Annotated in this window: 10 protein-coding genes; 3 read left to right on the top strand and 7 right to left on the bottom strand. The window is 68.4% G+C overall.

What is annotated here, in order from left to right; genetic code table 11:
• Window position 1: 1 nt before the first annotated feature.
• From RQG82_RS11980 to ileS, 3 genes are read right to left on the bottom strand one after another with little or no spacing between them, the layout of a single operon-like run.
• Window positions 2–415: a DUF4233 domain-containing protein gene (locus RQG82_RS11980; RefSeq protein WP_311259302.1), complete on the bottom strand. Its 414-nt coding sequence runs from the start codon at window positions 413–415 to the stop codon at window positions 2–4.
• Window positions 412–1,764 (bottom strand): folylpolyglutamate synthase/dihydrofolate synthase family protein, encoded by a 1,353-nt coding sequence (locus RQG82_RS11975; RefSeq protein ID WP_311259301.1) that lies wholly within the window; start codon window positions 1,762–1,764, stop codon window positions 412–414. The genes RQG82_RS11980 and RQG82_RS11975 overlap by 4 nt, the downstream gene beginning before the upstream one ends.
• Window positions 1,761–5,126, bottom strand: coding sequence for an isoleucine--tRNA ligase (gene ileS, locus RQG82_RS11970; protein ID WP_311259300.1), 3,366 nt, complete (start codon window positions 5,124–5,126; stop codon window positions 1,761–1,763). The genes RQG82_RS11975 and ileS overlap by 4 nt, the downstream gene beginning before the upstream one ends.
• 377 nt (window positions 5,127–5,503) lie before the next feature.
• On the opposite strand from ileS, the gene RQG82_RS11965 reads away from it, so the two are divergent.
• Complete coding sequence (locus RQG82_RS11965) at window positions 5,504–6,154, top strand: pentapeptide repeat-containing protein (RefSeq protein WP_311259299.1); 651 nt, start codon at window positions 5,504–5,506, stop codon at window positions 6,152–6,154.
• Here the strand turns inward: RQG82_RS11965 and RQG82_RS11960 are convergent.
• The 4 genes from RQG82_RS11960 to RQG82_RS11945 all read right to left on the bottom strand — a co-directional run bounded on the left by RQG82_RS11960 (window position 6,144) and on the right by RQG82_RS11945 (window position 11,112).
• Window positions 6,144–7,652 (bottom strand): ABC transporter ATP-binding protein, encoded by a 1,509-nt coding sequence (locus tag RQG82_RS11960; RefSeq protein WP_311259298.1) that lies wholly within the window; start codon window positions 7,650–7,652, stop codon window positions 6,144–6,146. The two genes, RQG82_RS11965 and RQG82_RS11960, sit on opposite strands and share 11 nt — an antisense overlap.
• Window positions 7,649–8,461, bottom strand: coding sequence for an ABC transporter permease (locus RQG82_RS11955; RefSeq protein WP_311259297.1), 813 nt, complete (start codon window positions 8,459–8,461; stop codon window positions 7,649–7,651). The genes RQG82_RS11960 and RQG82_RS11955 overlap by 4 nt, the downstream gene beginning before the upstream one ends.
• Window positions 8,458–9,399 (bottom strand): ABC transporter permease, encoded by a 942-nt coding sequence (locus RQG82_RS11950; RefSeq protein ID WP_311259296.1) that lies wholly within the window; start codon window positions 9,397–9,399, stop codon window positions 8,458–8,460. The genes RQG82_RS11955 and RQG82_RS11950 overlap by 4 nt, the downstream gene beginning before the upstream one ends.
• A 102-nt stretch (window positions 9,400–9,501) precedes the next feature.
• Window positions 9,502–11,112, bottom strand: a complete 1,611-nt coding sequence (locus RQG82_RS11945; protein WP_311259295.1) for an ABC transporter substrate-binding protein — start codon at window positions 11,110–11,112, stop codon at window positions 9,502–9,504.
• A gap of 180 nt (window positions 11,113–11,292) precedes the next feature.
• Here RQG82_RS11945 and valS point away from each other — a divergent pair, with 180 nt between their 5' ends.
• Complete coding sequence (gene valS, locus RQG82_RS11940; protein WP_311259294.1) at window positions 11,293–13,887, top strand: valine--tRNA ligase; 2,595 nt, start codon at window positions 11,293–11,295, stop codon at window positions 13,885–13,887.
• On the top strand, window positions 13,887–14,102 hold the full coding sequence (locus RQG82_RS11935; protein ID WP_311259293.1) for a hypothetical protein: 216 nt from the start codon (window positions 13,887–13,889) through the stop codon (window positions 14,100–14,102). The genes valS and RQG82_RS11935 overlap by 1 nt, the downstream gene beginning before the upstream one ends.
• The last annotated feature ends 11 nt before the right edge of the window (window positions 14,103–14,113 follow it).

The following is a 14,113-nucleotide window of genomic DNA, read 5'->3' as shown; positions in this document are numbered from 1 at the left end:
GTCATTCACTCTCTGTCTGAGTCTCAGTCGTGGGCCCGTCAGGACGTCGTGCGTCCAATCGGGCCCCCATGATCGTCGCATACCCCCACATGCCGCCGAAAACGACGACGACGAGCAGGATCGCGGGCACCAGGATAGCCGCCAGAGCGATGACGACCTGCAGGATCCACCCTGCGGTGATCGCCCAGGGCTTCGTGATCATCCCGGCCACGGCGATGCACGCGAGTCCGACGACCGCGCCGCCGACGATCCCCCACCACTGCGGGATGCCGGCAGGCAGCGACTTCAGCCCGAAGACCGTGAGACCTGCGAGGAAGACGACGATGGACTCGAATCCGAGCACGATCGGCGCCAGCTTCTGCACCAGCGTGCGGGGCGGACGCGGAGGACGCGCAGCCGGGGAGGCGGCGGTCACGCGTGCCACCCGGACTTCCAGTCCTCTGCCTCGGCGAGGGCGATCGCCTCGCCTGCGAGCACGACCGACCCGGCGATCACGACGGCTCGGCGGTCGGACGATGCCGCCCACTCCCGTGCGGCATCAGCAGCCTCCGCGAGGGTCGGATGCACGGTCGCCCGCTGTCCCGTCGCTTCGACGAGGTCGGCGATGAGATCTGCGTCGCTGGCGCGGTCGGACTCCGGCGCGGTGGCGAAGACGTGCGCCGCTGCGGGCGCGAGCTTCGCGACGATGCCGGCGGCGTCCTTGTCGCCGAGCACACCCAGCACGACGCCCCACTCGTCGAAGTCGAAGCTGTCGTCCATCGCGAGCACGAGCGCGGCGGCGCCGTGCGGGTTGTGCGCAGCGTCCACGATCACGGTCGGAGCGATCCCCAGCAGTTGAAGGCGTCCGGGCGAGGTCGCCCCCTGGAGCCCCTCGGAGATGATGTCGGCGGCGATGGGCTGCTCGGCACCCCCGATGAGCGATTCCACGGCGGCGACCGCGAGGGCCGCGTTGTGCCCCTGGTGCGCCCCGTACTGCGGCAGGTACTCCTCGACGTAGGCGCCCGCGAGTCCGCGGATGGTCAGCAGCTGTCCGCCGACGGCGAGCTTCTGATCAGCGAGTCCGAACTCCTCGCCCTCGAACGCGATCGTGGCGTTCTTCTCTGCGGCGACGCGACGCAGCACCTCGGCGGCCTCCGCAGGCTGGTGCGCCGAGACGACGGCCGCGCCTTCCTTGATGATGCCTGCCTTGACCTTCGCGATCTCGGCGATCGTGCTGCCGAGACGGTCTGCGTGGTCGATGTCGATGGGCGCGAAGACCGCCACATCGCCGTCTGCCGTGTTGGTCGAGTCCCACTCGCCCCCCATGCCCACCTCGAGCACGAGCACGTCGACAGGGGCATCGGCCACGGCCACGAAGGCGAGCACGGTGAGCAGCTCGAAGAACGTGAGCGGCTCTTCACCCGCGGCCTCGAGCTCGGCGTCGACGATCTCGACGAAGGGCTCGATCTCGTTCCACGCGTCGACGACCTCCGCATCACCGATCGGCTCGCCATCGATCATGATGCGCTCGGTGAAGCGCTCGAGGTGCGGGCTGGTGAAGAGGCCGGTGCGCAGACCGTGGGCGCGCAGCAGCGTCTCGATCATCCGGGCGGTCGACGTCTTCCCGTTCGTGCCCGTGATGTGCACGACGCGATAGGTGCGCTGCGGGTCGTCGAGGTACGTGAGGATGCGCGCGGTGCGCTCCTTGCGCGGCTGCACCCAGCGCTCGCCCGCACGGCTCAGCAGCTTCTCGTAGACGGCATCGGCCTTGTCACGCGCGCTCATGCGGTGGGCTCCTTGATCGTGACGTCGATCGTGACGATGATCGGACGCTTGTCGGCGCCGAGCGCGGTCGCCCCGCTGCGGAAGACGCCGTCGCCCGGGCTGGTGACGTCCTGCACGAGAGTGCTCATCTCGTCGGTGCCGTGCACCGCGAACGCCACAGCGAGGGTCTCCCCCGCGATCAGCTCTGCATGCGCCTGCAGCGCCTCGGCGTCGGCCGGGCTCACGTTGAGCGCGAGCACGATGCGGTCGCTCACGTCGAGATCAGCGTTCTTGCGGGCCTCCTGCACGACGCGGATGGCGTCGCGCGCGAGCCCCTCGGCCTCGAGCTCGGGTGTGGTCTGCGTGTCGAGCAGCACGAATCCGCCGCTCGGCACGATCGCGAGGGCCTCCCCCTCGGGGCGGCCGGTGGTCTCGAGCACGAGGTCGTACTCGCTGGGCTCCAGCGCGATGCCGCCGGCCGTCACGATGCCATCGGTCTCGGACCAGTCGCCGTTCCGCGCGCCCTGGATCGCCTTCTGCACGTCCTTGCCCAGGCGCGGACCCGCCGCGCGGGCGTTCACGCTGAGGCGGTGATCGATGCCGTAGTCGGCTGCCGTAGTCTCGGTCGCCTCGACGAGCTCGACCGACTTGACGTTGAGCTCCTCGCGGAGGATGTCCTCGAACTGGCCCAGCGTCCCGGCCAACGGCGACACGACCGTGAGACGAGCGAGCGGCAGGCGCACGCGCAGCTTCTCCTTCTTGCGCAACGCGTTGCCGACGCTCGACAGTTCACGGACGGCATCCATGGCATCGCGGATCTCGTCGGCGGCGGGGAACGCGGTGTCGTCCGGCCAGTCCTGCAGGTGCACACTGCGTCCGCCTGTCAGGCCCTGCCACACGCGCTCGCTGATGAGCGGCACGAGCGGGGCCGCGACACGGGTCAGCGTCTCGAGCACGGTGTAGAGCGTGTCGAAGGCGTCGGTGCTCGAGCCCTCCCAGAACCGGTCGCGCGAGCGACGGATGTACCAGTTGGTGAGCACCTCGGCGAAGTCGCGCAGACGAGCGGATGCCGTCGTGGAGTCGAGACCTTCGAGATCGGCCCGCACGTCGCGCACGAGATCGCCGAGCCGAGCCAGGATGTACCGGTCGAGCACGTCGGTCGAGTCGGTGCGCCAGGTCGCCTCGTACCCGCCCGGCTTCGCCGCGTTCGCGTACGTCGCGAAGAAGTACCACGAGTTCCACAGGGGAAGCAGGAACTCGCGGACGCCGGAGCGGATGCCCTCCTCGGTGACCGCGAGGTTGCCACCGCGAAGCACCGAGCTCGACATGAGGAACCAGCGCATGGCGTCAGAGCCGTCACGGTCGAGGACCTCGGAGACATCGGGATAGTTGCGCAGCGACTTCGACATCTTGTAGCCGTCGTTGCCCAGCACGATGCCGTGGCAGCTGACACCGGTGAACGCCGGACGATCGAAGAGCGCGGTCGACAGCACGTGCATGACGTAGAACCAGCCGCGCGTCTGTCCGATGTACTCGACGATGAAGTCGGCGGGAGCGTGCGTGTCGAACCACTCCTGGTTCTCGAACGGGTAGTGCACCTGCGCATACGGCATGGAGCCCGAGTCGAACCACACGTCGAAGACGTCCTCGATGCGGCGCATCGTGCTCTTGCCGGTGGGGTCGTCGGGGTTCGGACGCGTGAGGTCGTCGATGTAGGGGCGGTGCAGGTCGATCTCACCCTCGGGGTTGCGCGGCAGCGTGCCGAAGTCGCGCTCCATCTCTTCGAGAGAGCCGTACGCGTCGACGCGCGGGTACTCGGGGTCATCGCTCTTCCAGATCGGGATCGGCGAGCCCCAGTAGCGGTTGCGGCTGATCGACCAGTCGCGCGCGCCCTCGAGCCACTTGCCGAACTGACCGTGCTTGACGTTCTCGGGCACCCAGGTGATCTGCTCGTTGTTCGCGAGCAGGTCGTCCTTGATGTCGGTGACGCGGATGAACCAGCTCGACACGGCCTTGTAGATCAGGGGGTTCCGGCAGCGCCAGCAGTGCGGGTACGAGTGCACGTAGCTCTGCTCGCGCAGCAGACGCCCCTCGGCACGGAGCAGGCGGATCAGCGGCGTGTTCGCGTCCATCCAGAGCTGTCCGGCGACGTCGGTGACGTTCGGCAGGAAGCGTCCTCCGTCGTCGAGCGACAGGATCGTCGGGATGCCGGCGGCGCCGGCGACCCGCTGGTCGTCCTCACCGTAGGCGGGAGCCTGGTGGACGATGCCGGTGCCGTCGCTGACCGTGACGTAGTCGTCGACCAGGATGCGCCAGGCGTTCTCGGTGCCGTAGGTCTCGGCATCGGCGTAGTAGTCGTAGAGCCGGTCGTAGGTGACGTCCGCGAGGTCGGCGCCGCGGACGGTCGCGTCGACTGCGCCGAGCGCGTCGTCGAGGCTCTCGTAACCGAGGTCCTTGACGTAGCCGCCGAGCAGCTCGCGCGCCAGAAGATACCGGTGGGACGACGCCTCGACAGCGGCATCCGTCGTTCCGGCGATCTGGTGCACGTCGGCTGCGCCACCGGGGCCGGCAGGCAGAACGACGTACTCGATGTCGGGCCCCACGGCGAGCGCGAGGTTGGTGGGAAGGGTCCAGGGCGTCGTCGTCCAGGCGAGGGCGCGCACGGCGGTGAGTCCGAGGGCCTCGGCCTTCGCACCGGTCAGCGGGAACGTGACGGTGACAGACGGGTCCTGACGGTCCTGGTAGACGTCGTCGTCCATGCGCAGCTCGTGCGCCGACAGCGGGGTCTCGTCGCGCCAGCAGTACGGCAGCACCCGGTATCCCTCGTAGGCGAGCCCCTTGTCGAACAGGGTCTTGAACGCCCAGAGCACGCTCTCCATGTAGCCGAGGTCGAGCGTCTTGTAGCCGCGCTCGAAGTCGACCCAGCGAGCCTGACGTGTGACGTAGTCCTGCCACTCGTGCGTGTACTTCAGCACCGAGTCCTTCGCCTTCGCGTTGAAGACGTCGATGCCCATCTCCTCGATCTGGCTCTTCTCGGTGATGCCGAGCTGCTTCATGGCCTCGAGCTCGGCCGGCAGACCGTGCGTGTCCCAGCCGAAGACGCGGTCGACCTTCTTGCCGATCATGGTCTGGAAGCGCGGGAACACGTCCTTGGCGTACCCGGTGAGAAGGTGACCGTAGTGCGGCAGGCCGTTGGCGAACGGCGGGCCGTCGTAGAACACCCACTCGTCGTTGCCCTCGCGCTGCTCGATCGAGGCGCGGAAGGTCTGGTCGGTCTCCCAGAAGTCGAGCACCTCACGCTCGATCTGGGGGAACCGAGGGCTCGGTGCGACGGAGGCAGCCTGGTCGGCGGCGGGGCCGAAGGAGGAACGCGGATAGGTCATGTCGTCTCGCAGGAGTCGTGGCGGATGCTGCTGCAAGGACGATCCGTCCGGAATCTCATCCCGGGGAACCGCGGTACCACCTCGCGTGCCGCGCCTCACGGCGGAGCCACTCTCACTGCGGCTGTGACGGGCCTGCCCCGCTCGGTTCTACTGAGCCGGGCCCTTTTCGAGACCGACCGTTCTTCCGAGAGCTCCCCGGTGATGTCCGGATCGATGCTCGTGTCTCCATTGTACGCGCGGCGGCGGGCGTGCGCTCCCGAAGGCCAGATGCACCTCGCAAGGCCGTTCAGCGGCAATCCTGCCTTCCGAAGCGCACACGGCCTTGAGACGCGCACACGGGCGCAAGCTCTGTCGCACCCACCCCCTACCCTCGAAGCATGGCCCGCTCCCCCGCATCCCCCGTGGCTCCCCGCGTCTCGCCGCCCGACCTTCCTCGCGAGTTCGCGCCTGCCGCAGCACATCGCAGCGCGGATCTGATCGCAGCGAGCCTCGACCTCGACGGCACGGTCGACCTCGCCCATGCCTCGCTCGAGCAGTGCACGGTCGCCGCCGACGCCGACACGGTCGACCTGACCGGTGCCACGCTCATCGACGTCGACCTCACCGGCGTCCGCATCGCGTCGCTCAAGATGCGGGATGCGAGCATTCGCCGCGTGCGCATCAGCGGGGGCCGCATCGGCACGCTCGATCTGAGCAGTGCTCGCATTGACGAGCTGCAGCTCAGCGACGTGCGGATCGACTATCTCAATCTCGGGGCAGCGAAGGCCACCGACGTCGAGATCCGCGACTGCGGCATCCGCACTATCGACATGCCTCAGGCCGAGCTCACTCGGATCCGCTTCAGCGGCACTCGGTCTGACGAGGTCGACACCCGAGCGATGCGCGCCACGCACGTCGACCTCCGCGGGCTCGATGCCTCGGCGTTCCTCGATGCGAACAGCCTGCGGGGCACGACGCTCACCGGATTCCAGGTGCAGCAGCTGGCATCGCTGCTCGCCGCGGGGATCGGCATCCAGGTCACGGACTGACGGGGCGGTTCGCCTCGAGCAGCTCCTGGGTGAACGGATGCTGCGGCGAAGCGAACACGTCGGTGACCGCTCCCTGCTCGACGATCACGCCGTTCTGCAGCACGAGCACCTCGTCGGCCACCGCGCCGACGACATCGAGGTCGTGCGACACGAAGATCATCGTCAGCTCTCGTTCTCGCTGGAGGCGCAGCAGCAGCTGCAGCACCTTTTCGCGCACCGAAGGGTCGAGAGCCGACACCGGCTCGTCGAGAACCAGCACCTCGGGGTCGGCTGCGAGCGCCCGTGCGATCGCCGCGCGCTGACGTTGCCCGCCTGACAGGGCGATCGGCCGACGGCCCGCGAGCACGGGATCGAGATCGACTTCGGCGAGAAGCTCCGCGACGCGAGCTGCTCGCAGGTGTCGAGGCACACCCCCGGCGGCGAGCGCCTCTCTCAGCGATCTCCCGATCGTCCACCGCGGATCGAAGGCCCCCAGCGGATTCTGGTGCACGAGCTGCACCCGGTGCTGCCCGATCCACCGCAGGGCGCCGTCATCCGCATCCTCGACGCCCACGATCATGCGCGCCAGCGTCGTCTTGCCGGATCCGGATTCCCCGACGATGCCGAGTGTTCGTCCGGCGGCCACGGAGAACGACGCGTCCTTCACCGCGACGAGGTCGCCGAATGCCTTCGTGACACCGGCGGCCACGAGCACCGGTGCGGGCTCCCCCTCGCGCTCTGCGCGCGGCTCGTGGATCGTGGCCGCGATGAGCTGTCGCGTGTACTCGTGCCGCGGCTTCTTGAGCACCTCATCGACGGGCCCGGACTCGGCGACGATGCCGTTGCGCATCACGAGCACCCGATCGGCGATCCTCCGCACGGCGGCGAAGTCATGACTGATGAACACGATGGCGGTGCCCGCGTCGGCGATGTCCCGCAACAGTCCGAGGATCCGCGCCTGCACGGTGGCATCGAGCGCGGTGGTCGGCTCGTCGGCGACGAGGACTGCAGGTTCGGCGGCGATGGCCGAGGCGATCAGCGCCCGCTGCCTGAGCCCTCCGGATAGCTGATGCGGATACTGACGGGCCCGTCGAGCCGCGTCGGGCATCCAGACGCGGTGCAGCAGGTCCTGCACCCGTTCGCGCAGCACAGCCCTCCCCGATGCGAGCCCGTGGAGGCGAAGCGGCTCGGCGATCTCCGATCCCACGCGTTGCAGCGGGTCGAGTGACACCAGTGCGTCCTGCGACACGAGTCCGATGCGGGCACCGCGCAGCGCCCGCCAGCCGCGCTCGCCGAGGCGGGCGGTGTCCGTGCCGTCGACGACGAGTAGGTCGAACGCCACGTGCGCGCCTGGCGGAGCGAGCCCGAGCAGAGCCCTGGCCGTGAGGCTCTTGCCTGCTCCCGACTCTCCGACGATCGCCACGCATTCACCTCGTGCGACCGACAGCGACACACCGTCGACCACGGGCGTCCCTCCGAAGTCGATGCGCAGACCCTCGAGTTGCAGCACGGCGGTCACGGTGTCAGCCCCTCTGCCCTTGCTCGCAGCACACGACCGACGATCGTCGCCGAGATCACGGTCACCGTGATCGCGATGCCGGGGAAGACGGCGATCCACCAGGCCTGACCGAGCACGTTGCGTCCGCCGGCGAGCATCAGCCCCCATTCGGGCGTCGGCTCCGACGGGCCGAGACCGAGGAAGCTGAGTCCAGCCGCGGCGAGGATGCTCGATCCGATGCCGATCGTCGCCAGGACGCTGAGCGACCCGAGCACACCGGGCACGACGTGCCTCACGAAGGCGGGCACCGGGCGCACTCCGAGGATGCGAGCGGCCTCGACATGCTCTGCGCCGCGCAACGTTCGCGTCTGCACGCGGGCGAGGCGGATGTAGACGGGCACGGCCGCGAGGGTGACGGCGATCGCGATGTTCAGGGGCCCTGGCCCCAGCACCGCCACCACCACGAGCGCGACCAGGAACTCGGGGAACGCCATCAGCACGTCATTCACCCGCATGAGTGCGGCATCGACACCCCGGGGAGCGAGCCCGGCCAGAGACCCGACGAGGAGTCCCGCCGCGAGGGCGACCCCCGTAGCGAGCAAGCCGATGCCGATAGAGCGCCCGGCTCCATAGACCACCCGCGAGTAGACGTCGCGCCCGCTCTGATCGGTGCCGAAGAGGTGGTCTGCGCTCGGCGGCAGCAGCGAAGCCCGCACATCCGTCTGCAGAGGGTCGTGCGTGGCGAGCACGCCCGGGAACACCGCGGCGAAAGCGAGCAAGACAAGCACCGCCGCGGCGCACCACAGCAGCACGATCTGCGCCCGTCTCACCGGGCGCCCCCTCGACCGGCCCGCAGACGAGGATCGATGAGCGGATGCAGCAGCTCGACCACGAGATTCACGACCACGAACACGATCGCGCTGAGCAGGATGATGCCGGTGATGACCGGCAGATCGCGGTTGCTGATGGCGGCGAGAGTCACCCGGCCGAGACCTGCCCTGGCGAAGACCGTCTCGACGAGGACCGCTCCTCCGAGCACGGATCCGGTCAGATAGGCGGCGAGAGTCACCGCATTGGCCGCGCCGTGCCTGAGGCCGTGCCGCAGAGTGAACCACGACGCGCTCGCACCCCGCGCACGCACAGTCTCGGCGAACGGCATCCGCTCGGCCTGCGCGAGGCCGTCGCGCAACACCTGGCTGAGCAGTGCGGCCACCGGCAGCGCGAGCGTGATCGCAGGCAGCACGATCGTCGCGGGGTTGCGCGCACCTGACACCGGGAACCAGCCGAGTCCGAAAGCGAAGACGCTGAGCAGGATCAGGCCGATCCAGAAGACGGGTGAAGAGAGGATGACGAGTTCGATCGCCGCGGCGACCGTGCGCCCGGTGCGACCTCGCACGAGCAGCGCGACGGACAGGGCGAGCACCACCGCCATGAGCAGCGCCAACGCGGAGAGCTGCAGCGTCGACCCCAGCTGGCGACCGATGACCTCGGCCACCGGCATCCGCAGTTGATATGACTCGCCGAGGTCTCCTCGTGCGAGCTGGCCGATGAACGTGACGTACTGCTCGAACGGGGGGCGATCGAGCCCCAGTTCCGCGCGGATGCTGTCTTTGACCTCTTCGCTGACCTGCGCCTGCGGTCCGAGCATGACGGAGACCGGATCACCCGGGATCACGCGGAACGCGAGGAACACCAGCGTCGCCGCACCCCAGAGGACGATGACGACGGATGCCGCGAGTCCGGCGACCCGGGTGACCGCTGCCTTCACCGCTGACGCCCTCTCGACGGATCCTGAGCGCCCCTCGGCTCTTGGCGCGCGCTCACGAAGATATCGCAGTGCTCACGGGAGGGGCGCTCGACGGTTCGGGCGTCAGCCGACGCTCACGTCATAGAACAGCGGCCGGCCGTAGAGGTCGTAGGTGAGCCCGTCCACCCGCTCGCCGACGGCCGTGATCGCCGACGGGCTGTACAGAGGCACGATCGCCGTGTAATCGGCGTTCCACTCCTGCAGCTGGGTGTAGATGTCGTTGCGCTGATCCTGATCGCTCGAGGCGACCGCCTGCTCGAGCAGCGCATCGATCTCGGGGTCCGTGACCTGCGAAGCGTTCTGGAATCCCTCGGTGTGCAGGTGTGCACGGAGGAAGTCGGGGTCGACCCCCGAGAATCCCCAGTCGGTCAGGTCGAAGGTCTTCGGCTCGTACTGCTCGTTGTAGGCACCGGGCTCGAGCGTTTCGCGAACGACCTCGAAGCCGATCGTCTTGAGGTCCGACTGGATCGCATTCGCGAGAGCCGCACGGTCGTCGGGAACCGGGGTCCACGCGATCCAGCGGGCGGAGAGACGTGCGCCGTCCTTCATGCGGATGCCGTCGGAGTCGCGCTCGGTCCACCCCGCCTCATCGAGCAGCGTGTTCGCCGCGTCCGCGTCGAACGGCCGAGCGCCCTCCAGGGAGGCGTCGTACCCGGGCGTCGTGGAGCCGAGCACGCTCCAGGCGCGGGGGAACTGTCCGAAGAAGATCTCCTCGACGGCCGCGTCCACGTCGATGCCCAGAGCGAACGCCTGGCGCACCTTCTCATCGGCAAAGACTCCGTACTTCTCGTTGAGGTACAGCGAGTACGGCAGCCCCGGGTACTCGATCGAGTCGACAGTGATGCCCTCGCTCAGCTCTCCGGCGAGGTTCGGGGGGATGTTGCTCGCCAGATCCGCTTCGCCGCTCTCGATGACTCCGGTACGGACCGACGCCTCCGGCTGGATCTCGACGCGCAGCGTCTCGACCTGCGGAGCCTTCTCGCCGTGCGGACCCCAGGCGTAGTCGTCGTTGCGCGTGTAGACGATCTCCTGATCGGGCGTGTACTCGGTCAGCTCGAACGGGCCGGTTCCCACGGTGATCCCCGGACCGCCGGCCTTGAGCTGGCCGTCGGACTCCTCCAGCGCGGCCGGCGAGTAGAAGCCGAGCTGCGGTGTGCTGGCCGCCTGCAGGAACGGCGCGTACGGCTGGGTGAAGCTCACCTTCACCGTGTGCTCGTCGACGACCTCGGTGCCCTCGTAGAAGTCGGCACCCATCATGCTGGCGGCCTGCGCGGACTTCGTCTCGGGATCGACGATGCGATCGAAGTTCGCCTTGACCGCCTCGGCGTCGAACGGCTCGCCGTCGGTGAAGGTGACGTCGTCTCGGAGTTCGAACGTGTACTCGGTGCTGTCGTCGGAGATCTCCCACGAGGTCGCGAGCCATGGCGTGAAGGAGCCGTCGTCCTCCTGGAACACCAGCGAGTCGAGCACCGCGCGCTGGACCATGCCCGAGACGTCGAGCTGGCTCACCTGCGGATCCATGTGCCCCGCCGAGAGGTTCGCACCCTCGATCGACCAGACGAGCTCACCGCCGTCGGACTCGGATGAGGGCGCGGCGCAGGAGCTGAGCAGGAGTGCGCTCACGGCGACGGTCGCGCCGAGCGGGATCGCGCGGCGCAGGAGGGAGATAGGCATGCTGTTCCTCGGGAGGGAATGCGGGAGATGACGCGGATGCATCAGTTCTTGGACTCGATCCAATTCTAGATCCTCCCCGGCGACGAGGGCGTCGACGTCGAGGGCGATTAGACTGTGGCACACAATCCACACTCAGGCACGCTCACACAGTGCCGCATACATCGCTCGAGGAGAACCTTCATGTCTGCCATTCCCGACAAGCCCGTACTCGAAGGTCTCGAAGCGAAGTGGGGTGAGACCTGGTCTGCACAGGGCACGTATCTGTTCGACCGCATCCGCGCCGCAGAGTCGGGGCGTGACGGCGTCTTCTCGATCGACACTCCCCCGCCGACCGCGTCCGGCAGCCTGCACATCGGCCACGTGTTCTCGTACACGCACACCGACATCAAGGCGCGCTTCGAGCGCATGCGCGGCAAGAACGTGTTCTATCCGATGGGCTGGGACGACAACGGCCTTCCCACCGAGCGTCGGGTGCAGAACTACTACGGCGTGCGCTGCGACCCTTCCCTTCCCTATCAGGATGACTTCACGCCGCCGTTCGAGGGCGGCGACAACAAGTCCAGCCGCGCCGCCGACCAGGTGCCGATCAGCCGCCGCAACTTCATCGAGCTCTGCGAGCGTCTGACGATCGAAGACGAGAAGCAGTTCGAGGCGCTCTTCCGCCAGCTCGGGCTCTCGGTCGACTGGACCCAGACGTACCGCACGATCTCGGATGACACGATCCGCCAGAGCCAGCTCGCGTTCCTGCGCAACCTCGAGCGCGGCGAGGCATACCAGTCGCTCGCGCCGACGCTGTGGGACATCGACTTCCGCTCGGCGATCGCGCAGGCCGAGCTCGAGGATCGCGACCAGCAGGCCGCTTATCACACCATCGATTTCCCGTTCGCCGACGGTTCCGGCTCGATCACGATCGAGACCACCCGCCCCGAGCTGCTGCCCGCGTGCATCGCGATCGTGACCCACCCCGAGGGTCCGCACAAGCACCTGATCGGCACGAAGGTGCGCACGCCCTTCTTCGGCGCCGAGATCGAGATCCACGGCCACCACCTCGCGCAGCCCGACAAGGGCACCGGTGCCGCGATGGTCTGCACGTTCGGCGACGTGACCGACATCATCTGGTGGCGCGAGCTGCGCACGGCTGCGGGCGACCACCTCCCGAACATGACGACGATCGGTCTCGACGGCCGTTTCCTCCCCGCAGCCCCGTCGATCGTGGCCGACGCCGAGGCCATCGACTGGTACGCGGCCGAGCTCGCCGGCAAGACGGTGTTCTCGGCCCGCAAGGCCATCGTCGAGAAGCTGCAGGAGACCGGCGACATGACGGCCGTCGGCAAGCCGTTCAACCACGCCGTGAAGTTCTTCGAGAAGGGTGACCGCCCGCTCGAGATCGTCTCGACCCGCCAGTGGTACATCCGCAACGGTGCGCGTGACGCGAAGCTGCGCGACGAGCTTCTCGAGCGCGGCACGCAGCTGGCCTGGCACCCGGACTTCATGCGCGTCCGCTACGAGAATTGGGTCGGCGGCCTGACCGGCGACTGGCTCGTGTCGCGCCAGAGGTTCTTCGGCGTGCCGATCCCGCTCTGGTACGGACTCGACGAGAACGGCGAGCGCGACTTCGACCGGGTGATCGCTCCCGACCACGCGAGCCTTCCCATCGACCCGACGACGGACGTCCCTGCGGGCTACACCGAAGATCAGCGCGGTGCGGCCGGCGGGTTCGAAGCCGAAGCCGACATCCTCGACACCTGGGCGACCTCGTCGCTCACCCCGCAGCTCGCCGGCGGATGGCAGCGCGACGACGAGCTGTGGCAGCTCACAGCACCGTTCGACCTGCGCCCCCAGGGTCAGGACATCATCCGCACCTGGCTCTTCTCGACCATGCTGCGCTCGACTCTCGAAGACTCCCGCTCGCCGTGGCGCAACGCCGCGATCTCGGGCTTCATCGTCGACCCCGACCGCAAGAAGATGTCGAAGTCCAAGGGCAACGTGGTGACTCCGGCAGACATCCTCGAGACCCACGGATCGGATGCGGTGCGCTACTGGGCCGCATCGAGCCGCCTGGGCATGGACGCCGCCTTCGACCCGCAGAACCCGACGCAGGTCAAGATCGGTCGCCGTCTGGCGATCAAGGTGCTCAACGCCGCGAAGTTCGTGCTGTCGTTCCCGGTGCCCGAGGGTGCTCAGGTCACCCATGCGCTCGACGCGTCGATGCTCACCGGCCTGGATGCCGTGATCGCGGAGGCGACGAAGGCGTTCGAGAACTACGACCAGGCCAAGGCGCTCGAAGTGACCGAGGCGTTCTTCTGGACCTTCTGCGACGACTACCTCGAGCTGGTCAAGGAGCGCGCCTACAACCAGAACGATGTGGGCCAGGCGTCCGCCGCTCTCGCGCTGCGTCTCGCCCTGTCGACGCTGCTGCGCCTGCTCACCCCGATCCTGTCGTTCGCGACCGAAGAGGTGTGGTCGTGGTTCGAAGAGGGATCGGTGCACACCGCGGCGTGGCCTGAAGCACTCGGCATCGAAGGCGACACTGCTGTGCTGTCGGCCGCGAGCGAGGCACTGATCGGCATCCGCCGCGCCAAGACCGAGGCGAAGGCATCGCAGAAGACTCCGGTCTCCCGTGCCGCGATCGCCGCCCCCGCCGCGAAGCTCGAGGCGCTCCGCGCTGCCGCCGACGACCTCCGTGCCGTGGGGCGCATCGCCGACCTCGAGTTCACCGAGGCCGACGAGTTCGCGGTCACCGCGATCGAGCTCGCGCCGGTCGAGGGCGCCTGATGCAGCTGGGCACGCGGTGGGCCACCGGCTCCGAGCCACCGGCATCCGTTCCCGCTGCGCTCCGGCCGGCGATCGCCGAGGTCGAATCGCGAGGTCTCTCCGGACACTGGACGCTCACCTGGCTCGAGGGCCGCGCGATCGCAGAGCTCGATGCGGGCTGGGAGGTCGTGCAGACCGGCTCCGGCGATGTGGTCGCCCGCCCCTTCGAGGACTGAACGCTCTCTGA

Source organism: Microbacterium sp. WCS2018Hpa-9, assembly GCF_031843745.1.
In the GTDB taxonomy this organism is placed as follows: Bacteria; Actinomycetota; Actinomycetes; order Actinomycetales; family Microbacteriaceae; genus Microbacterium.
This window is presented reverse-complemented; position numbering and strand designations above follow the sequence as displayed.

Excerpts from the sequence above, each read along its gene's own strand:
- RQG82_RS11975 (WP_311259301.1), bottom strand. The coding sequence starts at position 1,764 with ATGAGCGCGCGTGACAAGGCCGATGCCGTCTACGAGAAGCTGCTGAGC.
- ileS (WP_311259300.1), bottom strand. The coding sequence starts at position 5,126 with ATGACCTATCCGCGTTCCTCCTTCGGCCCCGCCGCCGACCAGGCTGCC.
- RQG82_RS11965 (WP_311259299.1), top strand. The coding sequence starts at position 5,504 with ATGGCCCGCTCCCCCGCATCCCCCGTGGCTCCCCGCGTCTCGCCGCCC.
- RQG82_RS11945 (WP_311259295.1), bottom strand. The coding sequence starts at position 11,112 with ATGCCTATCTCCCTCCTGCGCCGCGCGATCCCGCTCGGCGCGACCGTC.
- valS (WP_311259294.1), top strand. The coding sequence starts at position 11,293 with ATGTCTGCCATTCCCGACAAGCCCGTACTCGAAGGTCTCGAAGCGAAG.
- RQG82_RS11935 (WP_311259293.1), top strand. The coding sequence starts at position 13,887 with ATGCAGCTGGGCACGCGGTGGGCCACCGGCTCCGAGCCACCGGCATCC.